The organism is Labedella gwakjiensis, assembly GCF_003014675.1.
Lineage (GTDB): Bacteria > Actinomycetota > Actinomycetes > Actinomycetales > Microbacteriaceae > Labedella > Labedella gwakjiensis.
In genome coordinates, this window is record NZ_PYAU01000001.1 from 131,654 (window position 1) to 152,749 (window position 21,096).

19 protein-coding genes are annotated in these 21,096 nt (G+C 70.7%); 7 read left to right on the forward strand and 12 right to left on the reverse strand.

Annotated elements, in window-relative coordinates; translation table 11 throughout:
* Positions 1–52: 52 nt before the first annotated feature.
* A complete protein-coding gene (locus CLV49_RS00605) occupies positions 53–718 on the reverse strand; it encodes a biliverdin-producing heme oxygenase (RefSeq protein ID WP_106561795.1) in 666 nt (221 codons plus the stop codon).
* 129 nt (positions 719–847) lie between these two features.
* Here CLV49_RS00605 and CLV49_RS00610 point away from each other — a divergent pair, with 129 nt between their 5' ends.
* The 5 genes from CLV49_RS00610 to CLV49_RS00630 are packed head-to-tail and all read left to right on the forward strand — an operon-like array spanning position 848 to position 6,272.
* Complete coding sequence (locus tag CLV49_RS00610; protein ID WP_106561796.1) at positions 848–1,930, forward strand: heme/hemin ABC transporter substrate-binding protein; 1,083 nt, start codon at positions 848–850, stop codon at positions 1,928–1,930.
* Positions 1,927–3,087 carry a FecCD family ABC transporter permease gene (locus tag CLV49_RS00615; protein ID WP_106561797.1) on the forward strand — a complete coding sequence of 387 codons (1,161 nt, stop codon included), beginning with the start codon at positions 1,927–1,929 and terminating at the stop codon, positions 3,085–3,087. The genes CLV49_RS00610 and CLV49_RS00615 overlap by 4 nt, the downstream gene beginning before the upstream one ends.
* Positions 3,078–3,911, forward strand: a complete 834-nt coding sequence (locus tag CLV49_RS00620) for a heme ABC transporter ATP-binding protein (RefSeq protein WP_106561798.1) — start codon at positions 3,078–3,080, stop codon at positions 3,909–3,911. The genes CLV49_RS00615 and CLV49_RS00620 overlap by 10 nt, the downstream gene beginning before the upstream one ends.
* Entirely contained in the window at positions 3,904–5,004 is a 1,101-nt protein-coding gene (locus tag CLV49_RS00625) for a hypothetical protein (RefSeq protein WP_208019754.1), read from the forward strand. The genes CLV49_RS00620 and CLV49_RS00625 overlap by 8 nt, the downstream gene beginning before the upstream one ends.
* Positions 5,005–5,021: 17 nt before the next feature.
* Positions 5,022–6,272, forward strand: a complete 1,251-nt coding sequence (locus CLV49_RS00630; protein ID WP_127054196.1) for a hypothetical protein — start codon at positions 5,022–5,024, stop codon at positions 6,270–6,272.
* 39 nt (positions 6,273–6,311) lie between these two features.
* Here CLV49_RS00630 and CLV49_RS00635 read toward each other — a convergent pair whose 3' ends face one another.
* The 3 genes from CLV49_RS00635 to CLV49_RS00645 form a co-directional block, all read right to left on the reverse strand.
* A complete protein-coding gene (locus CLV49_RS00635; RefSeq protein WP_106561800.1) occupies positions 6,312–7,232 on the reverse strand; it encodes an NmrA family NAD(P)-binding protein in 921 nt (306 codons plus the stop codon).
* An 83-nt stretch (positions 7,233–7,315) separates the two neighbouring features.
* Entirely contained in the window at positions 7,316–8,302 is a 987-nt protein-coding gene (locus CLV49_RS00640; protein WP_127054194.1) for a WxL protein peptidoglycan domain-containing protein, read from the reverse strand.
* Positions 8,303–8,434: 132 nt separating this feature from the next.
* Entirely contained in the window at positions 8,435–9,850 is a 1,416-nt protein-coding gene (locus tag CLV49_RS00645; protein WP_106561802.1) for a hypothetical protein, read from the reverse strand.
* 287 nt (positions 9,851–10,137) lie between these two features.
* Here CLV49_RS00645 and CLV49_RS00650 point away from each other — a divergent pair, with 287 nt between their 5' ends.
* Positions 10,138–10,995 (forward strand): aminoglycoside phosphotransferase family protein, encoded by an 858-nt coding sequence (locus CLV49_RS00650; protein WP_106561803.1) that lies wholly within the window; start codon positions 10,138–10,140, stop codon positions 10,993–10,995.
* A 98-nt stretch (positions 10,996–11,093) separates the two neighbouring features.
* Here the strand turns inward: CLV49_RS00650 and CLV49_RS00655 are convergent, their stop codons facing one another.
* The 3 genes from CLV49_RS00655 to CLV49_RS00665 form a co-directional block, all read right to left on the reverse strand.
* Positions 11,094–12,005 carry an ATP-binding cassette domain-containing protein gene (locus CLV49_RS00655; protein WP_106561804.1) on the reverse strand — a complete coding sequence of 304 codons (912 nt, stop codon included), beginning with the start codon at positions 12,003–12,005 and terminating at the stop codon, positions 11,094–11,096.
* A complete protein-coding gene (locus CLV49_RS00660) occupies positions 12,002–13,045 on the reverse strand; it encodes an ABC transporter permease (RefSeq protein WP_106561805.1) in 1,044 nt (347 codons plus the stop codon). The genes CLV49_RS00655 and CLV49_RS00660 overlap by 4 nt, the downstream gene beginning before the upstream one ends.
* Positions 13,046–13,106: 61 nt before the next feature.
* A complete protein-coding gene (locus tag CLV49_RS00665) occupies positions 13,107–14,072 on the reverse strand; it encodes a sugar ABC transporter substrate-binding protein (protein ID WP_106561806.1) in 966 nt (321 codons plus the stop codon).
* A 151-nt stretch (positions 14,073–14,223) separates the two neighbouring features.
* Between CLV49_RS00665 and CLV49_RS00670 the strand changes: the two genes are divergently transcribed.
* Positions 14,224–15,408, forward strand: a complete 1,185-nt coding sequence (locus tag CLV49_RS00670) for a Gfo/Idh/MocA family protein (RefSeq protein ID WP_106561807.1) — start codon at positions 14,224–14,226, stop codon at positions 15,406–15,408.
* Here CLV49_RS00670 and CLV49_RS00675 read toward each other — a convergent pair whose 3' ends face one another.
* The 5 genes from CLV49_RS00675 to iolB all read right to left on the reverse strand — a co-directional run bounded on the left by CLV49_RS00675 (position 15,409) and on the right by iolB (position 21,049).
* Entirely contained in the window at positions 15,409–16,191 is a 783-nt protein-coding gene (locus CLV49_RS00675; RefSeq protein WP_106561808.1) for a TIM barrel protein, read from the reverse strand.
* Positions 16,191–17,198, reverse strand: coding sequence for an inositol 2-dehydrogenase (gene iolG, locus CLV49_RS00680; RefSeq protein ID WP_106561809.1), 1,008 nt, complete (start codon positions 17,196–17,198; stop codon positions 16,191–16,193). The genes CLV49_RS00675 and iolG overlap by 1 nt, the downstream gene beginning before the upstream one ends.
* Positions 17,199–17,286: 88 nt before the next feature.
* Complete coding sequence (locus CLV49_RS00685; protein ID WP_243696487.1) at positions 17,287–18,177, reverse strand: sugar phosphate isomerase/epimerase family protein; 891 nt, start codon at positions 18,175–18,177, stop codon at positions 17,287–17,289.
* A gap of 23 nt (positions 18,178–18,200) precedes the next feature.
* Positions 18,201–20,126 carry a 3D-(3,5/4)-trihydroxycyclohexane-1,2-dione acylhydrolase (decyclizing) gene (iolD, locus tag CLV49_RS00690; RefSeq protein WP_106561811.1) on the reverse strand — a complete coding sequence of 642 codons (1,926 nt, stop codon included), beginning with the start codon at positions 20,124–20,126 and terminating at the stop codon, positions 18,201–18,203.
* Entirely contained in the window at positions 20,123–21,049 is a 927-nt protein-coding gene (gene iolB / locus CLV49_RS00695; protein ID WP_208019753.1) for a 5-deoxy-glucuronate isomerase, read from the reverse strand. The genes iolD and iolB overlap by 4 nt, the downstream gene beginning before the upstream one ends.
* Positions 21,050–21,096: the final 47 nt, after the last annotated feature.

Consider the following 21,096-nt stretch of genomic DNA (forward strand, 5'->3'; position numbering starts at 1 on the left):
TGTCCCGCGGCGAAGGCGCTGAATGCCGACGGAACGATCCGCCCCGTTGCGGTCAGCGTGCGGCGACGACCTTCTGCAGGTCGTCGAAGACAGCCGTGTTCGCATCGAAGGCCGCGCGCGCCTCGGCGACGAGGACGTCACGGTCCGCGTCAGTGAGATCGAGGGCGTCGAGCGCGTCGCGGTAGCCGCGCTTGTAGGGCACGAGCGGCCCGAGCTCGTCGAAGCGGAAGTAGGAGAGCTGCTCATCGGTGGCGCCGTAGTGGCGCCGGAGCATCGTCGCCATCACCTGCCCACCCGAGAGGTCGCCGAGGTAGCGCGTGTAGTGGTGGGCCACGAGGCGGAGAGGCTCGGTGCGGGCGATCGCCCGCAGGTGCTCCTCGTAGACGATCGTCGCGGGCAGGGCCGGAACCGTGTCGCGCCAGTCGGGGGCGCCGAGCGCGGCGAGGTCCCCGTCGATCGCGGCTGCACGATCCAGCCGGCGGTCCTGGAGCACGGATGGGTCGGTCGGGACGGTGTCACGCGACTCGAGGGCCGCGTAGATCCGGGCGAACTGCGCCAGGTACAGCGTGTACGCGGCGAGGTCGAGCTCCCCTCCCATGAGCGCCGTCATGAACGGGCGCGACTCGGCGGTGCGGTGCTGGGCGTCTGTGGCCTCGCGCAGAAGCGCGGCGACGCCGGGGGCTGCGTGCTCAGCGGTCGGGGCGATGGTCGTGTCCATGCCGCCACTCTACGGCAAAGGATAGGTTTACCTAAGTAGTTAATGTGGTTAGGGTTGGCTTACCTTCCTTCGACGCCGCCTCGCCGCCGACATCCCCCCACCGATCGAGAGCATCGCACCGCCGTGACCATGACCAGCCGTTTCCGCATCCTCGCCCTCGTCGTCGCAACGGGCCTGCTCCTCGTGGGGTGCACGACGACAGCAGGAGACGGGGACGGTGATGCCCAGGCGACCCCGCGGCTCTCCGATGTCACTCCCCTCGCCGATCCCGGCGGATGGGACGGGCCGAGCACAGCCGTCGCGCCTTCCTCCCCCGTCGATCCGGTGACGGAGGGCCAGCAGTCGCTGCCTGCGACCGTCACCGACGCCCAGGGGACGACCGTCGAGGTCGACGACACATCGCGCATCCTCGCGCTCGACATCTACGGCTCCCTCTCGCGGACCGTGTTCGAGCTGGGATTCGGCGATCAGGTGGTGGGACGCGACATCTCGAGCGGTTTCGCGGAGATCGCCGACCGCCCCCTCGTGACGCAGAACGGCCACGACCTCAACGCCGAGGCCATCCTCGAGCTGGCCCCGACCCTCATCATCACGGATACGAGCCTCGGCCCCTGGGACACGGTGCTGCAGATGCGCGACGCAGGCGTCGACGTGGTCGTCGTCGACTCTCACCGCGCGATCGACTCGATCGGGTCGCTCATCGACGGAGTCGCGACGGCACTCGGTGTCCCCGAGAGAGGCGCGGCTCTCGCCGAGCGGGTCACGGCGTCCGTCGACGCCACCGTCTCGGACATCGCGGCGATCGCGCCGGCCGATGGCGAGCGTCTCCGCATGGTGTTCCTCTACGTGCGCGGACAGTCGGGCGTCTACTACATGTTCGGCCAGGAGTCCGGGGCCGATGCCCTCGTGACGGCGCTGGGAGGCGAGGACGTGTCCTCGGAGATCGGGTGGACCGGGATGCGGCCGATCACGGACGAGGGGCTCGTCGCCGCGAACCCGGACCTCGTGCTCGTCATGACGGGAGGCCTGGAGTCGGTGGACGGGGTCGACGGTCTGCTCGAGGCTCTGCCTGCGCTGCAGCAGACGCCCGCGGGTGAACACCGTCGTATCGTCGATATGGCCGACTCACAGATCCTGAGCTTCGGGCCCGACACGGCCCGCGTTCTCGAAGCCCTCGCCGTGGCCATCTACGCGCCGGACCAGGCCGGATGAGCGCGGCGATCGCGCCGTCGGTCGGGGCGTCACGGGATGAGCCCACGATCGGCGATCCGTCGCATCCGGCGCCGACGGTCCGCCACCCGCGACGGCGGCGCCGCATCCTGACAGGCCTGCTCCTCGGCGCGACAACTCTGCTCGCCGTCCTTTCTGCTGGTCTCGGCCAGCTCTCCATCCCGGTCCCCGAGATCCTCGGCTCGGTCGCGGCCCACACGAACGACCTGCTGTCGGCCGTGGGTCTCGGCGCGATCACACTGCCGATCGTCGCAGAGCCGGGCCACCCCAACGCCGACGCGACCCTCTGGATGATCCGCTTCCCCCGCATCGCGATGGCGCTCGTCGTCGGGGCGGCGCTCGCCGTGGGCGGGGCGCTCATGCAGGGCGTGTTCCGCAATCCCCTCGCCGAGCCGGGAGTGGTCGGGGTGTCGTCGGGTGCGGCCATGGCGGCGGCGATCGCGATCGTCTCCGGTGCGACCTCCGCCGGGCCGCTCACCTCCCCGCTCTTCGCGTTCGTCGGCGGACTGATCGCCACCTTCCTCGTGTACCTGGCGGCGCGTTCCGGCGGGCGGACGGAGGTCGTCACGCTCGTGCTCACGGGCATCGCCGTGAATGCCGTGTGCGGCGCCGGGATCGCCCTCGCGACCTTCCTGTCATCCACTCAGCAACGCGAGCAGATCGTGTTCTGGCAGCTCGGCTCGCTCAACGGCACGCGCTGGCAGGACGTCGCGATCGTCGCCCCTGTCACGGTGATCGGCCTCGTGGGCGCCCTAGCTCTCGCCCACCGGCTCGACCTCCTCGCCCTCGGCGAGCGCCAAGCGCGCCACCTCGGCGTCTCCATCGAGCGCACGCGGGTGGTCGCGATCGTGCTCGTCGCGATCCTCACGGCAGCGGCCGTCGCGCTGTGCGGCATCATCGCGTTCGTCGGTCTCGTCGTGCCACATCTCGTGCGCCTCGTCCTCGGTCCGTCCCACCGCCCCCTCATCGCCGTGAGCGCCCTCGGTGGCGCCCTGCTCCTGCTCGCCGCCGACACCGTCGCGCGCACGGCCGTGCCATACGCCGACCTCCCGATCGGCATGCTCACGGCTCTCGTGGGCGGACCGTTCTTCTTCTGGCTCCTGCGCCGCACGCGCGTCCGCTCGGGAGGATGGGCGTGACGGCGATCATCGAGGCACGCGGCCTGCACGTCCGGTTCGGAGCGCGCGAGATCCTGACCGCCATCGATCTGGCCGTCGGTCCGGGTGAACTCGTGGCCCTCGTGGGACCGAACGGGGCCGGAAAGTCCACGCTGCTGCATGCCCTCTCGGGCGATGCGGCCCCGACGGACGGCGCCGTGCACCTCGACGGACGGCCCCTCGGCGCGTATCGGCCCGTCGACCTCGCCCGGCGCCGCTCCGTCCTCACCCAGTCGAACGAGGTCTCGTTCCCGTTCAGCGCGCGCGAGGTCGTCGAGATGGGACGCGCGCCCTGGCGGGGGCGACCGGAGGAGAACGAGGACGACGCACACATCGAGCGCGCCGTGGAGGACGCCGAGATCGCGCCACTGCTCGACCGCACGATCACCGAGTTGTCAGGCGGCGAGCGCGCCCGTGTCGCGTTCGCGCGTGTGCGCGCCCAGGCATGCCCGCTCATCCTGCTCGACGAGCCCACAGCGAGTCTCGACATCCGCCACCAGGAGCGGGTGCTCGCGCGTCTCCACCGACACGCGGACGAGGGCGGGGCCGTCGTCGTCGTGCTGCACGACCTCGATCTCGCCGCGGCCTACGCCGGGCGCGTCGTGGTCCTCGAGGCCGGGCGCATCCGCGCCGACGGGCCTCCGCGCGAGGCCCTGTCGAGCGACCTGCTCTCCGAGGTGTACCGCCACCCCATCGCGGTCTCCTCCGAGGGAGACACGGTCCGCGTCGGCCCCGTCCGGTCCGGGTCCACTCCCCCCGTCCCACCCACCGATCACGACCGGAAGGAACACCCGGCCCATGCCTGACTCCCCCGCCCGCTCACGCCGCCGCACGTTCGCCGCCGGGACGGCCTTCACGGCCGTCGCCGTCCTGGCGGCAGCGCTCCTGCCCGGCACTGTGCAACCGGCCGAGGCGGCCGGACGGGTCACCGTCGAGAGCGCGACCGGCGGGGCGACGGCCGACCCGGAGTTCGCCACGACGGTCACCGTGACGGGGTCCGGCTTCCAGTCGATCACCGGCGGCTTCGGAGGGGTCTACGTGCTGTTCGGCTGGGTCGCCGACGGTTCGTCGTGGCGGCCGAGCAACGGCGGCCAGGTGGGCGAGGACTACAGGTACGTACCCGACTCGGAGTCGAAGGACAATCAGGGATTCCAGCGCTTCGTCGCCTTCCCGGGGAGTGAGACCGAGGACGCGGCGAACGCCGTGATGGCGGCCGACGGGTCCTGGAGCGTCGAGATGGTCGTTCCAGGGGCGACGTTCGAGAGCCAGGACCGCTCGGGCGCCGTCAGCTCCGTCGACTGCCTGGAGGTGACCTGCGGCATCATCACGATCGGGGCCCACGGGGTGAAGAACGCGAACAACGAGACCTTCACACCCCTCGACTTCACCACGTCCACGGGCTCGGAGCCGGCGACCGACGCGGACGACGAGAAGCCGGCAGAGGGCGGCTCGGCCGCGACCGCCGCACGGGTCGGCTACACGACCACGTCGGCCATCTCCGGTCAGGCGCTCAGCTTCACCGGGCAGGGATTCGAGCCGGGAGAGCTCATCGTCGCGACGCTCGACGACGGCGTCTCAGCCGTCGGCCCCCTCACGGCCGGGCCGTCCGGAGAGATCGCCGGTGTGCTCCCGCTCCCCGCCGATCTCCGCGACGGAACCCATCTCCTCACTCTCACGGGCGCGGCGTCCGGGCGGGTCGCGGAGTCCGACGTGACGGTGAGCGCCGACCCGGCCGCGATACCGAGTACCACCGAACCGGCGTCAGCGGCGACCTGGCCGTACGTCGTTCTGGGGGTGTCCCTCCTGATCGCGCTCGTGCTCCTCCTGCTCAGCATCGGCACGTCGATCCGTCGAGGTGTCCGGGCACGCGCTGCGCGGCGCGCGGAGGTGACGGCGTGATGCGCGGTCGCCGGCCGATGACGGTTCGTCGCACGTGGGCAGCGGCCATCGTCGCCGCCGCGCTCCTCGGAGCGGCGGCGCCCTCGGCGTCCGCCGCCGCACTCCCCCTCTCCGCTGAGACGGACGACGGCGTGCCCATCGACGTCACGGTCCCGGAGTCGACCGACCCACCCGCGCCCGAGGCCGGTGCCGTCGACGACGCGCAACTGCGGTGGGGCCTCAACCGTGAATCGAGCGGCGGCGCGTTCGCCGGCGGATGCAACTTCCTGAGCGCGGGTCGCGCCGGCGACAGCGGCGGAGCGCGGGTCTGGGGGGCGGGCGACGGACTGTACTCCGCTCAAAGCGGCGACGTCGAGATCGTCAAGGCGACGACCGACGGCGGTTGGGAGCGCGCGTCCTTCGCCACGAAGTGCCTCGACGCCGCCGGCAACCCCGTCACCGCCGCGTCGACCGCCTCCTCGACCGACTCGCAGGTCGTGTTCACGGGCGGAGCCGGCACGTTCGGCACCGACGGCGTCGACCTCCGCTGGACCGGCTCGTTCACGGTCGCGTTCTACGGCGGGATGACCTACTGGAGCGCGACGGACCCGGCGCTCGCCATCGATGCGTCGGGGAACGGCCGCCTCACCGCGACCCTCAGCGGCTACGGCACGAGTATGGAGGACATGACGAAGTGGGAGCCGATCGCCGGCCGCACCGTCGTCCTCGCCGAGCTCCGTGACGTGCCCCTCACCGACTCCGGATTCCAGATCCTGCCGGAGTACCTGGGCGTGTCGGCGGCGGGCGCCGACCAGGCACCCCGCACCGACGCGAACGCGGCCTACTGGGGAGCGTTCCCCGCGAGCTTCCTCGGTTTCCAGAAGCTCACGGGCCAGACGGGCTACTGGCTGACGTCGGGCGGCCAGCGCGATCCTGCAAAACCCGCGACGTCCCTCATCGTGAACGCCGACGCCGCCGCTCCGGCGATCGTGCCGACGACGAACGAGTCGGCGACCTCCGGCGGATCCACGCCACGCAACGAGGCGGTGTTCGCTCCGGGAAGCTCCCCGGAGGCGACGACCGGGGCGCCCGAGGCTGCGGCGCTGGGTGCCGCGCAGTCGTGGTCATCGGTCCAACGGGCCACGGCAGGGCTCGTCCCCACGGCCACGGACCTCGTGACGCCCCTCGTCCTGCCCATCGGAGGCGCGATCCTCGCCGGACTCGTGAGCGTTCTCTCGGTGTTGAACCTCACGGGTCGGCTGCGCTTCCCCTGGTCGAAGGCGGGGTGAGCGTGTGCCGTCCTGGCCGGGAGAGCGCGCGATCCCCGGTCAGCTGACGGGCTCGCGCGCTCCATCAGCGAGGTGAGCCGACAGCACGTCACGGACCGAGGTCCACGGCACGGGCCCGTAGCGATCGTTGTCGAGGTTGCGCAGCTGTGCCTGGCCGCTGAACATGCTCACGAAGTACTGCATCCCCTGCCATGCCGGGAACGCCTCACCGTCGTCGCGCGACATCCGGCGCATGACCGAACTGATCCCCGCGAGCGTGCCGGTCGTGCCCGCCCACTGGAGCCGGTGACTCGTCCCGGTGAGGCTCGTGAGAGTCTCCGCGATCTGACGCGCTGTGACACTCGACCCGGCCACTTCCACGACGCGCGGTGCCCGATCGTCGAGAGCGACAGAGGCGACCGTGCGGGCCACGTCGTCCTTGGTCGTGAAGTCGAGGACCTGATCGGCCGACGACCAGAACATCACCCGGTGCCGCGAGAACGAGATGAGCGGCGCCTGGCCCGTGAGCATGTCGGCGAAGGCCCCGTTGAGCACGGAGGTGGCGCGGATGTCGGCCGCATCCAGGGTTGCCGCGAATTCGCGACGGAGCTCGAAGTTGCGGTTGCTGCCCGGGGAGATGGACCGGTAGTCGGCCGAATAGTCGGAGGGGATGAATCGGGAGACCCCCGAGCGCACCGCGGCAGCGAGAAGGGCGCTCTGCGCGTCGACGATCACGGGACGGAGGCCGTTGACGGCGGAGATCACCACGTCGACACCCGCGGTGGCCGCCAGGAGAGCCGCAGCGTCCGTGTAGGAGGCCTCGACGATCTCGATCCCGTCAGCGTCACCGTACATCGCGTGCGCCGAGTCGCTCCCGGGACGTGTGAGAACGCGGATCCAGGCGTCGCGGCCACCGAGGGCACGGACGATACGGCGGCCGAGATCGCCGGTCGCTCCGGCGACGAGAACGGTGGTGGTCATGGATGGCGCTCGATTCGTCGGTGTCGACGTCGCGCATCGGATCGGGTCGATCCGACCCGTGGAGGCATCGCCTCACCATCGTGTCACGCGCTCCGGCGCCTCCGGCGCATCAGGAGGACGATGGCGCCGACGAGAACGGCGATCCCCGCGAGGATGAGGAGCGTCGCCACAGGCACGGCAGCCACACCGAACGGCAGGACGACGGCGTCCAGCTGCGCCGCCCCGATCCCGACGCTCGTGGGGATGACGTTCACGGCGCCTCCCAACCAGACGAGAGCGGCCACACCGGACACGGTCTGCGTCACTTCCACGGTGGAGCCCGGCAGTACCTCGGGCAGTTGCTCGGCTCCCGTCGTGAGCGACGCGACACCGGCGGGGCCGTGGATCGATGTCGCCCCCACAGCCGTGACGCGGGTGTCGCCCGTGTTGCTCAGCGTGTACACGACATCGACCTGGCCGAGGGCGAGGGGGTTCCAGGTCCCGGAGAACGAGACCACCGGATCCGATACCTCGACGGATGGAGAGAGCTCACCGGCGACGCGCACGAACAGGCGGCTCCCGAGTCGGCGGTCCACCTGGACCTGCGCGCCGTCGTCGTCCGATCGGAGCGACGTGACGATCCCGGCGGGGTGATCGCCCGGCCGGGCGTCGGCAGGAACGGCGATACTGAACGGCACGACACGTGTCTCACCCGGCTGGAGGACGATCTCGGCCGTATCGAGCTCCACCCACGTGCCCGCGTCCTCCGACTGCTCGCCGGCGGGGAGGAGATCGATGTTCCCCTCCCTCGTCGTGAAGGCGTCGGCGGCGTAGACGGCGAGGGTGAGAGCGGCCGCGCCGTCATTGCGCACGGCGAACGCATCATCGATCGTCTCCCCCGGGTCGAGGGCGTAGTCGAAGAAGGGTCGGCCGGCACCGTGTGGAGTGTCGGCTGGGGAGACGCTCCAGCTGGCGCCGTCCGTTGCAGCGCTCGAGAGCGTGTGGGCGCGGGTCGCCGCGGCGGCCGCCGTGGCGGTGCCGCCCGCGGAGACGGCGAAAGCCGTGGCGACGGCCACGGCTGAAAGGAGCATTGTTAGGGTTCGGGTCGTTCGGCTCTGGGGCATGCGGGGTCCTGGCTCGAGGAAGGTTCGGGAGGGGCGCGGAAACGACCGAGGGGCGGCGCCGGACCTTCGTCCGGCACCGCCCGATCGTCTCGCGTGTGGTCAGCCGAGCGCCGTCACCGTGAGGGTGGAGGTGTACGCGCCTGCGGCGGTGTCGCTCGGGATGACGAGCGACAGCGCGGCATCGACAGAGGCGCTCGCCGCCGCCGTGCTCGACGCGAGCGTGGCCGACGATCCGAGCCCCGCGCCGCCACTGAGGGTCGAGGTCACGGGGGTGCCGGCCGTCACGCCGGCGCCCGCGGCGGACACGCTCGGGGTCCACCCGAGGTATCCGGCCGAGAAGCTGCCGTCGCTCGAGACGAAGTCCGATGCGCTACCCGAGATGCTCCACGAGTACGCTCCGGAACCGCCTGCCCGCGTATCGGTGACCGCGATCGTGTTGAGGGCTCCGGACGCGGTGAAGGTGCTGCCGGCCTGGGTCGCGGTTCCGAGGCTCACGGCGTCAGCGGAGGTGAAGGCCCAGCCAAAGCTGCCCGACTCGGGCTCGGGGGCGGCCGGAACGGTCACGTCGATGTCCTGCTCGTCGTCGGCCGGCTCCGTTCCCGGCTCGGTGCCGGTGCCCGTGACGACGTACGAGACGTCGAGCGGGGTCGTCGGCTTCGCGGCGTCGCGTGACCCGCCCGAGCTGTACCAGTAGCTGCTCTGGCCGGTCAGCTGCTGGAAGTCCACGAAGCTCTGCGGGAAGGAGCCCCACGTCGCACCCGTGGTGGTCTGCGGGGTTCCGGAGGTCGTGACGGTCTTGCCCAGGTACTCGGGCGTCACCGTGAAGCCGTCGTCGTCCGCGGCTGCTCCGGTGATGTCGGCGAGCACGATCTCGCGGCCGGAGATCGGGACCCACTGGGTCATGTCCTCCATGCTCGTGCCGTAGCCCGACGCCGTCGCGGTGAGCTGGCCGTTGCCGGACGCGTCGAGCGTGAGCACCGGGTCGGTCGCACTCCAGTAGGTGAGGCCGCCGTAGAACGCGACCGTGAACGATCCCGTCCAGGCGATCTCCGTGGATCCGTCGGCCGCGACGGTCCCCTCTCCCCCGTCGAAGACGACGGCATTCTTGGTGAGCGATGTCGTCGACGAGGCCGACACGGCCGTGCCCTGCGGCGTCTGGCACTTCGTGGCCCACGTCGGCTGCTCGAGTTCGCCAGCCGCGTTCGGCTTCACGATGGTGACGTTGCCCGATTGGGTCGAATAGAAGCCGTCGGACTCGGTCCACAGCCGGGAGCTCCCCGTGTTGCCGGCGGTGCCGGCGCTCAGGAAGTTGCAGCCGCCGAAGAAGGCGCCGCCGCCGGCTTCGCCGCTGAGACCCCACGTGAAGGAGGCGTCCGAGATCGTGCCGGCGGATGGAGCGGCGGACGCGGCGGTGGCCGTTCCGAGGGCTGCGCCGATCGAGAGGGCGGCGACGGCGACGAGCGCTGCGGCCTTCCGGGCCGTCGCGCCGGGGCGACGAGGTACTGCTGGGTGCACAGGGTGTCCTTTCGGGAGGGAGACAACCACACGCCTCCGCAGCGGCGCAGGCACTCGCCCCGGAGAGAGTTGGTTAGGTTATCCTTAACTTACTTAGGAGAGCCTTACCTTTGCAACGGCGGCAGTCATCTTTCCTCGAGTCGTCACGAATCGCGGGTGCCCTCCCCCGCCCACCCGCACATCGCGCCCGCCCCACATCGGGCGGCACGCTGGGTCGACGCACATGCCGCGTCCGCTCCGAATCCGCTAGACATATGTGACAAGCCGACGGCGGGCGGGAGGACGCGATGAGGCACGAACGAATCGACGCAGCCCTGGTCCGCCGCCTCATCGCCGAGCAGTTCCCGGAATGGCGATCGCTCGCCGTGCGTCCCGTCGAGATCGACGGGTGGGACAACCGCACGTTCCATCTCGGAGACGAGTACACCGTCCGGCTCCCGAGCGGGCCAGGCTACGCCTCACAGGTTCACAAGGAGATCCGAATCCTCCCGATCGTGGCGGCCGCCGTCTCCCTTCCCGTTCCGGAGATCGTCGGCGTCGGCGTGCCGGGCGCAGGTTATCCGTTCTCCTGGACGGTCCGACGGTGGATCGACGGCACCCCTGCCCGCGACGTCCCGAGCCTCGACCGCGATCTATTCGCGCGCGACGTCGCTCGGTTCCTCCACGAGCTGTGGGCGATCGACACGGTCGACGGCCCCACAGCCGGAGAGCACAGCGCGGGTCGCGGAGCCCCGCTTCAGCAGTGGGACGAGCAGGTACGCTCAGCCCTCGACGCCCTCGGGCCACGTGTCGACGCGATGAGAGCCCGCGAGCTGTGGGACGACGCACTGCACGCGAAGGACTCTCACGAGCCGCGCTGGTTCCACGGCGACGTCGCCGTGGGGAACCTCCTCACGAGGGGCGGCCGGCTCTCCGCGGTGATCGACTTCGGCTGCGCCGGAGTCGGCGATCCGGCGTGCGACCTCGTCATCGCCTGGACACTCCTCGATCCCGCGGGTCGAGACGCCTTCCGACGGGCGATCGACGTCGACGACGCGATGTGGGCGCGCGCGATCGGGTGGGCCCTGTGGAAGGCCCTCATCACCGTGGACGATCCGCTCCGCGCGACCGAGTCCGCCTTCACCCTGCGGCAGCTCCTCGACTGAGACGCATCACCGACGTCCCGACTCGCCTCCCACCGCCGACGCGACGAACGCCCACGCGCGTCGGAGACGAGCATGGGCGTTCGCGTGGGGGACGGGCGTCAGAGCGGTCGGGCCTCCCCCGTGTCGCCGACGATGTCGGGCTGGCGCCTCGCCTCGGCCTCCACCTGCTGAGCGATCGGTGAACGCGGACCCATCGTCCGCTGGAGCTCATGTGCGAGCGAGTCGAGCTCCGCGCCTCCGGCCATGAGGCTCGTGAGCTCGTCGAGGGTGATCTGCTCCTTCGGGAAGTCGCCGAGACTCGTGCCGCGGTTGAGCAGGAGGAAGCGATCACCCACAGGGTAGGCGTGATGGGGATTGTGGGTGATGAAGACCACGCCGAGTCCCCGATCGCGCGCACGGGCGATGTACCGCAGCACGACGCCCGACTGCTTGACGCCGAGCGCGGCCGTCGGCTCGTCGAGGATGAGCACTCGCGCGCCGAAGTAGACGGCGCGTGCGATGGCGACGCACTGGCGTTCGCCACCCGAAAGGGTTCCGATGGGCTGGTCGACGTCCCGCAGCTCGATACCCATGTTGTCGAGCTCGGTGTACGTGATCCGTTTCATCTCCGCCACATCGAGCCGTCGGAAGGGACCGACGCCGCGCGTGATCTCCGACCCGAGGAAGAAGTTCCGCCAGACCGGCATGAGGGGAACGACCGCGAGGTCCTGGTAGACGGTCGCGATACCGGCGTCGAGCGCGGCGCGCGGAGACGAGAACGTGACCGGCCGGCCGTCGAGGAGGAGCTCACCCTCGCTCGGCGAGTGTGCCCCCGCGAGCATCTTGATGAACGTCGACTTCCCCGCACCGTTGTCTCCGAGGACGCAGGTCACCTCGCCGGCGGCCACGGTCGTGGAGACCCCCGAGAGCGCGTTCACGGGCCCGTACGACTTGCCGATCCCGCGGACCTCGACGATGGGGGTGCCCGACGGCGCTTCTCCGTCGGCGACGGCCTGACGCATCGCGCTCATCGTGTTCCTCCTGCTCTGGTGCGCACGAAGTGGTTGAGGAACACCGCGAGGAGCAGCATCACCCCGAGGACCGTGCGGAGCCAGTTCGTGTCCCACTGCGCGAACGTGATGCCCTGGAAGACCATCCCGTAGATGAGGGCTCCGAGCGCGGCGCCGATCGCCGATCCGAATCCGCCCGTGAGCAGGCATCCTCCGACGACCGCGCAGATGATGTAGATGAACTCCTGTCCGACGCCCGTGTTGGCCTGGACCGTCGACGTGCGGAAAAGCGAGATCATGCCGACGAGCCACGCCGCACCGGCCGTCGTCATGAAGAGCCCGATCTTCGTCTTGAGCACAGGGACACCCACCTGGCGGGACGAGTTCAACTGCCCGCCGACGGCGAAGATCCAGTTCCCCGCACGTGTGCGCAGGAGGACCCACGTGGCGATCGCCGTCGCCGCGAACCACCACAGGACCGAGACGTAGAAGGTCCCGCCGCCGATCTGGATCGACGACCCGAAGACCGGCTGGATGGAGTCGTAGAACGGGACGTTCGTCATCCCCTGGATCGCCACCTGGCCCGTGATCATCTTGGTGACGGCGAGGTCGACGCCGGCGAGGACGAAGAAGGTCCCGAGGGTGACGATGAAGCTCGGCAGCCCCGTCCGCATGACGAGGAATCCATTGAGCGCGCCGACGGCGAGGGCCGTGACGAGCGAGATGAGGACCGCGACCCAGATGTTGAGGCCGAAGTGGCTCGTGAGGATTCCGACGATGAGGGCGGTGAAGCCCGTCATGACACCGGCGGAGAGGTCGAACTCGCCACCGATCATCAGGAGCGCGACGGCCACGGCCATGATCCCGAACGTCGAGGCCGACTCGAGCCAGACGCCCGCGCCCGACAGGGTCATGAAGTTGGAGGTGTAGATGGAGAAGAAGATCATCACGGCGAGAGCCGCGACGAGTGCACCGATCTCCGGGCGGGCGAGCAGCTTGCGGAGCGGTCGCCTCTCGAGACGCGGCCTGTTGCCGACGGTCACGATGTCTGTGGTCGTCATCCCTTGTTCCTTTCCGCGAGACGGCGGGGCGCCGTGGCGCCCCGCCTCTCGATCACCCGGTTCAGCGGGTGCCCTTCGCGGCGAACTCCGCGACCTCTGCGGCGTTCTCCTTGGTCACGAACGCCGGACCGGAGTAGACCGGCTGGCCTCCACCGATCTGGTTGCCGTTGATCGAGTCGAGGTAGAGCGCCGTGACACCGAGGAATCCCTGGACGTAGGGCTGCTGGTCGACCGCGAACAGGATGGAGCCCTCCTCGACGTCCTTCACGACGTCCTCGGAGAGGTCGAAGGTCGCGACGGTGGCGTCGCTCCCGGACTCGGAGACCGCTCCGACCGCGTCGATCGCGTACTGCCCGCCGAGGGTGAGGACACCGTCGATCGAGGGGTCGGCCTGCAGCTTCGACTTGATGGTCGCCTTGACCTCGGCGTCGTTCGTCCCGTCGACCTGGAGGTTCTCCATGGTGCCGCCGAATGCGCCGGCCGCCGCGGAGCACCGCTCCTCGAGACCGACGTTGCCGGCCTCCTGGATGACGCAGAGCACGTTGCTGAGCCCCTCCTCTGTGAGCCTGTCCCCCACGGCTTCGCCGGCCACGGTCTCGCTCTGGCCGATGTGGGTGAGGGCCCCGAACTCGGCGGAGCGCTCGATCCCCGAGTTGATCGTGACGACCGGGATCCCGGCGGCGACGGCCTTCTCGATGCTCGACTTGAGACCGTCGGGGTTCGCCATGGAGACGACGATGCCGTCGACGCTCTGCGCCACGGCGTTGTCGATGAGCTGGGACTGCTTGGCGGGGTCGGGGTCGGCGTTGTACGTGATGTCCGCGCCGTAGTCCGCGCCGGCCTTCTCCGCGCCCGACTTGACGCGGTCCCAGAACGCGTCGCCCGGGCCGGAGTGCGTGATGACGGCGTAGGTCAGGTCGACGGAATCGGAGGTGCTCTCGGGCTCCTGACCGGTTCCCGAGCAGGCGCTCAACAGGAGGGCGGCCGAGGCGGCGAGGCCGATCCCCGCGAGGAGTTTCTTCGTCATTGAGGTTCCCTTCGGTGCGGAGCGTCTCGCTGGCGAGGCGTCCTGGTGACGTCGGTGTCGAGAAGAGTGTCCGCCGGGCCGAATCATTTGTCAATACATTCTGTCAACAAGCGTATAGTCGACCTCACTCATCGTCGAGGAAGGACAGCACATGGTCGCAGCTCGGGAGGTCGGTGTCGGCCTCGTCTCCGTCGGATGGATGGGGCGCGTGCACGCACGCGCCTACGGTGCCGTCCGGGTCCACTACCCCGACCTGGCCGTCTCCCCCCGACTCGTCGCGGCGGCCGACGTGAGCGAGGACGCGCGCACCTACGCGCGGGACGCACTCGGTTTCGAGCGGACGACGTCGGACTGGCGCGAGGTCATCGACGACCCGGCCGTCGACGTGGTGTCGATCTGCACGCCGAACTTCCTCCACCACGCGGTCGCGCTCGCGGCGGCCTCAGCGGGCAAGCCCTTCTGGATCGAGAAGCCCATGGGCCGCGGGGCCGCGGAGTCGGCGGAGATCGCGCGGGCCGCCGCCGAGGCCGGGCTCGTGACAGCCGTCGGCTTCAACTACCGGCACGCGCCGGCCGTCGCGCGGATCCGGGAACTCGTGCGGAGCGGGGCTCTCGGGCGCATCACGAACGTGCGTGTCGCCCTCCTCGCGGACTACTCGGCGGATCCCCGCGGAGCGCTCACCTGGCGGTTCCGCTCCGAGCTGGCGGGTTCCGGGGTCCTCGGCGATCTCCTCTCGCACGGAGCGGACCTCGCCCAGTACACGGTCGGACGGATCGCCGAGACGACGGCGATCACGGAGCGCTTCATCCGCGAGCGCCCGCTCCCGGGCTCCGCATCGGCCGGGCACTTCGAGCGCGGCTCCGACACGGCCCCCACGGGCGCCGTGGAGAACGAGGACTATGCAGCCCTCCTCGTGCGCTTCGAATCGGGCGCCGTCGGCGTCTTGGACTCGAGCCGCGTGGCCGTCGGCCCCCACGCCGAGTACACGCTCGAGGTGTACGGGACCCTCGGCTCGGTGCGCTGGGACTTCCAACGCCTCAACGAGCTGCAGATCGCTGACACGCGCGACGGTTACCGGACGGTCATGGCCGAGTCGGCGTTCGGCGACTTCTCCCGCTTCCAGCCCGGTCAGGGCACGAGTATGGGCTTCGACGACCTCAAGACGATCGAGGCGCAGCTCTTCCTCCGATCCGTCCTCGAGGGACGCCAGCTCGCCCCGTCGGCGAGCGACGCATGGGCAGCGGCGGAGATCGTCGCGGCGGCCGAACGGAGCGCCGAGGCGCGCTCGTGGGAACGCATCCACGAGGTCTCGGGTGAGACGACGATCGACGCCTGATCAGAGGGCGAACGCGGCCGTGAAGGCGTCGAGGGCCGCGTCGGTGTCGCCGCTCGCCCAGCCCTCGAGGCCCACGACGCCGTCGTAGCCGAGCGATCCGAGCTCGCGCGCGATCGCCTCGTAGCGGATCTCGCCGGTGCCGGGCTCGCACCGTCCGGGCACGTCGGCGACCTGGATCTCGCCCACCCACGGCAGAGCCTCGCGGACGAGTTCGACGAGGTTCCCCTCCCCGATCTGCGCGTGGTACAGGTCGAGGTTGAGGCGGAGTCCACCGTCGTCCACGGCGCGCACGAGGGCGAGCGTGTCGTGCGCCCGCGCGAAGGGCGTCCCCGGGTGGTCGACGGCGGTGTTGAGGTTCTCGAGCGTGAACACCCGGCCGGCGCGACGGCCGAGCTCCGCGAGTCGTCCGAGCGTGTCGGCCGCACGCAACCAGTCGTCGCCCTCGACCACCTCGCGAGGGACGACCGGCAGCCCGCTCCCGTCGAGGCCTGTGCCATGCAGGTTGAGGCGCGGCGAGTCGATGACGTCGGCCGCGCGCAGGGACTCCTCGGCGGTCGCGAGCAGCTCGTCGATGCCCGCCTCGGTCGTGAGGTCGCCGCGGAGATAACCGGTCATGGACGAGAACACCGCACCGGTCGTGGCGAGCTCGCGGAGGTCCTTCGTCGACCAGTCCCAGATCTCCACCTCGAAGCCGCGCTCGTGGAGGGCGCGCACGCGCTCGACGAACGGTCGGTCGGTGTAGAGCATCTCGGCGGAAGCGGCGAGGCGGAACGGGGCGGCCATCAGGCGAGGTCCACGGGCACGACGACGCGCTCGGTGGCGGACCTCTGCGCCGCGTCCGCGAGAACGAGGGCGGCCCGGCCGTCCTCGAAGGTCGGGCTCGTCGACCGCTCTCCGCGGACGAGCTTGGTGAACTCGCGGAGCTCGGCGGCGTACGCCTCGGCGTAACGCTCGAGGAAGAACTCCTGGTAGGGCGGCCGACCCTCGACGACGGTGGCCGTCGAGAGACTCACGAGGCTCGTCGGCGCGTTCGCGACCTGGAGCATGCCCCGCGAGCCGAAAGCCTCCATCCGCTGGTCGTAGCCGACGGCGCTGTGCCGGGAGTTCGTGATCGTCACGATGGCACCCGACGCGGCCCTCAGGGTGATGGACGCGGTGTCGAAGTCCCCGTGTTCGCGAGCGCCGTCGTCGAAGACGGCGGTCCCCGTCGCCACGACCTCCACGATGTCCGGGAGGAAGAATCGCGCCATGTCGAGGTCGTGGATCGACATGTCGCGGAAGATGCCGCCGGACACGCCGACGTAGGCTGCCGGCGGGGCCGACGGGTCACGGCTCACGATCGACAGCTGCTCGAGCTCCCCGATCTCGCCGGCGCCGACGCGCGCGCGAACGCTCGCGAATGCGGGATCGAAGCGGCGGTTGAAGCCGAGCGCGACGGGCACGCCGGAGTCCCTCACCACGGGGCGCAGCGCGTCGACGCGTGCGATGTCGAGGTCGATGGGCTTCTCGCAGAGGACGGGGATCCCGGCGGCGACCGCTGCCGCGATGAGGTCCACGTGGGTGGGCGTCGGCGATGCGACGAGGACCGCGTCGACCTCGCCGGAGCCGATGAGCTCGGCGGAGTCGTCGGTGACCCGGCCGCCGAATCGCTCGGCCACGGCGTGGGCGCCGTCCACGAACGGATCGGAGATCCACGCGAGCGTGGTCTCGGGGTCCGCCGCGATGCTCGCGGCGTGCACCTGGCCGATGCGTCCGGTGCCGATGAGGCCGAAGCGGAGAGGTGTCGTCACGGAGGTGTCCTGTCTGGAATGGGTGGTCGGTCAGGTGGTCAGGTCAGGTGGGGCGGGCGGCCGGTCGCGAGGCGTGGTGACCCGGCCGTCAGGTCCAGGGTCCGAGCGCACGCCGGTTGACGCGCTGGTCCTCTGCTCGTTGCGCGGCGAAGTCGGCGATGGAGACGTCGGGACCGTTGAGGACGTCCTGCTCCACGACGATCCAGCCGTCGAAGGCACGGCGGTCCACCTCGGCCATGACGGCCGCGAGGTCCACATCCCCCGCGCCGAACGCGACGAATACGCCGGACGACCACACCTCCCGCATTCCGCCTCCGGCGCCGAGAACGCGGCGGAGTCCGGCGAGGTCGACGTCTTTGAGGTGCAGGTGGTTGATGCGATCGCCCCACCGCCGCACGGCCTCGACCGGGTCCCCGCCGGCGATCGCCAGGTGCCCGGTGTCGAGCGTCAGGTCGACGTCGACAGCCCCGAGGAAACGGTCGATCTCCTCCGGCGACTCGACGAACGTTCCCGCGTGGTGGTGGAACGTTGGTTCGAAGCCGGCCGAGCGCACGATCGTCGCGGCCCGCTCGACGTTCGCGATGAGCCGGAGCCACCCCTCGTCCGCGAGAGGATCGACGTCGGCGCCGCTCCCGGGCGCCGCACGTCGGGCCGCCGAGCCGTCGTCGGCGAGTGTGGGAAGGGGCAGCCTCTCGGGACCCGATTCCGCCGCCGCGTCGAAGAGACGCAGCGCGTCGTCGAGCCCGGGAAGGCTCGCGGCGAAGGCCTCGTCGTCGGCGAACGGCAGCTGAACCCACCCGCCGGCGAGGGACAGGCCGAAACGGTCGAGCCGCCGGCGGAGGTCGGCGTCGCGTCCCAGGTAGCCGACGGGTCCGAGGTCGACTCCGACGTAGCCCGTGGTGGCGAGGATCTCGAGCATCGCGTCGGGCGCGATCGTCTCGGCTCCCTCGGGCGTCAGCTCGAACACGCCGAAGCTCACGGGCGCTCCTGCGACGGTCGCCCTCACGAGCCCGACCCCTCTCCGAGGAGCGGCCTCTGCGCCGCGCGCAGGCCCTCGTAATCCGTCCGGGCGCGCTGCGTCGACGGCAGCGTCGAGACGGCCGCGACGGGGACGTCCCACCAGCCGTCGCCGTCCGGCCCGTAGACGAGCGGATCGCTCTCCACGTGGATGACCGTCGAGCGGTCCGAGCGCTTCGCAGCCGCGACGGCTCGACCGAGCTCGTCGATCGCGTCCGGCCCCGGCGCGATCTCCACGACGTCGAGCCCGTAGCTGCGTGCGTTCATCGCGAGGTCGACGGGGAGGACGTCGCCGTCCTGGAAGTTGCGTGCGTCGGCGTCGTAGCTCCGGTACTTCGTGCCGAACCGCCCGGATCCGACCGTTTCCGACAGGTGCCCGATCGACGCGAAACCGTGGTTCTGTACGAGGACGAGGATGATCTTGATCCCCTCGGCCACCGCCGTCACGAGCTCCGAGTGCATCATGAGGTAGGAGCCGTCGCCCACCATGACGACGACGTCGCGGTCCTCGCCTGCCGCCTCGATCGCCCGCTTCACACCGAGGCCGCCGGGGATCTCGTAGCCCATGCAGGAGTAGGCGTACTCGACGTGGTACCCGAGCGGGTCGCGCACGCGCCACAGCTTGTGGAGGTCGCCGGGCAGGGAGCCGGCCGCCTGCACGACGACGTCGTGCGGGTCCGTCGCCGCCTGCACCGCCCCGATGATCTCCGGCTGCCCCGGCCGATCGCGTCCCGTCGGGGCGAGCGCCGCATCGACGAGCCCGTCCCACTCCGCCTTCTCGCGAACGATGCGCTCGGCGAAGCCCGTCGACACGTGGAACCGCGAGAGCTCGGCGGCGAGCGCCTCAAGGGCCTCGCGCGCGTCCGCGATCACGGGCGACTGCGTTCCGTGCTTGTAGGCGTCGAACGCGGCCACGTTGATGTTCACGAACGCGACGCGCGGGTCCTGGAACGCCGTGCGGGAGGCCGTCGTGAAGTCGCTGTAGCGGGTGCCGATGCCGATGACGACGTCGGCCTCGGCGGCCAGCCGGTTCGCGGCCGTCGTACCGGTGGCTCCCACGCCCCCGAGATACTGCGGGTGGTCCCACGCGAGCGAGCCTCCGCCCGCTTGGGTCGTCGCGACGGGGATCCCCGTCGCCTCGACGAACGCGCGCAGCGCGTCTTCCGCACCCGAGTAGAGCACCCCGCCACCCGCGACGATGAGGGGCCGCTCCGCCGAGCCGATCCGAGCGACCGCGCGAGCGAGCGCCGCACGCTCGGGCAGCGGACGACGGATGTGCCACTCGCGATCGGCGAGGAACTCCTCCGGCACGTCGAGCGCTTCCGCTTGGACGTCCTCGGGCAGCGCGATCGTCACCGCCCCGGTCTCGGCGGGGTCGAGCAGGACCCGCATGGCGGAGAGCGCGATCGAGTACAGCTGCTCGGGGCGCTGGACGCGGTCGAAGAAGCGCGAGAGGGGACGGAAGGCGTCGTTCACCGTGAGCCCGATGTCCCACGGCTGCTCGAGCTGCTGCAGCACGGGGTCGGCGACTCGCGTCGCGAACGTGTCGCTCGGGAGGAGGAGGGCGGGAAGGCGGTTCGTGGTCGCGAGGGCCGCACCCGTCAGCATGTTCGTCGCCCCCGGTCCCACGGACGCCGTCGAGGCGTAGGTGGCGCGGCGGCGACGCATCCGGGCGTATCCGACGGACTGGTGCACCATCGCCTGCTCGTTGCGCGCCTGCAGGTACGGCATGAGGTCGGGGTCGGCGGCGTTCGCCTGCGCGAGGGCCTGGCCGACTCCCGCGACGTTGCCGTGACCGAAGATCCCGAACATGCCGGGGATGGTGCGCTCGCGGTGTTCGCCGTCGACCGTCCATTGATGTGCGAGGAACTCGACGAGCGCCTGCCCGACCGTCATGCGTCTCGTGGTCATCGGTGTGTCCCTTCGGTCGTGTAGGGCAGTCTCGCGTCGATCGACTGCCCGTCCCACTCGCCGCGCACCCACGTGTGACGGGGGTCGTCGGTGATCCGCCAGGCGCGCTCGGGATCCGGCCCTGCCATGACGTTGAGGTAGTAGAGGTCGTAGCCCGGGGCCGCCACGGCCGGGCCGTGGTATCCGAACGGGACGAGCGCGATGTCGCCCGTGCGCACCTGCGCGTCGATCGCGATCTCGCCGGCGGGCGACGATGAGGTGCTGAAGAGCCCGAACGCGGCGTCGGCGTCGATGGAGGCAGCCGCCCCCCGGGTCGGAGTCGCCTCGAAGTAATAGATCTCCTCGAGCCTCGACTCGTGGCCGTCCACGTGCTCGTCGTGCTTGTGCGGCGGGTAGGACGACCAGTTCCCGGCCGGAGTGATCACCTCGCAGACGATGAACCGGGCGGCGTCGAGAGCGTCGGGCGTGCCGAAGTTGTGCACCTGTCGGCTCGACGTTCCGGCGCCCCGCAGTTCGACCGGTGTCTCGGCGGACGTCACGAGTCGCGTCGGGAACTGCTCGGCCGTCGGCGAGGAAGCCACCGCCACCCGTCCGGAGCCGCGGAGCTCGAGCACCGACCCCGACGTCACGTAGAGGACGTCGCTCGGACCGTCGAACACGGAATGGCGACCCGCGAGCGCGTGAACCGTCTGCTCGCCTCCCGGGTCGACGACCGTCGCCTCGACCCAGCCGGCGAGGGGAACCACGAGACGTTCGACCGCCGCTCCCGGCAGGGTCAGGGGTGCGGACGGATCGAGCCGCGCGACGTGCAGGCCAGTGTGTTCCCATCCCGGCAGGCTGTCGTCGACAACGCTCTCCCAGCCGTCGCGCGCGAGCGCTCCGGCGGAATGGAACCAGCGGATCGGTTCGTCGGCGTGAGACACGGTGTTCCCTCCAGGTCGACAGCGATGTCGGTGCGGATTGTTCGGCG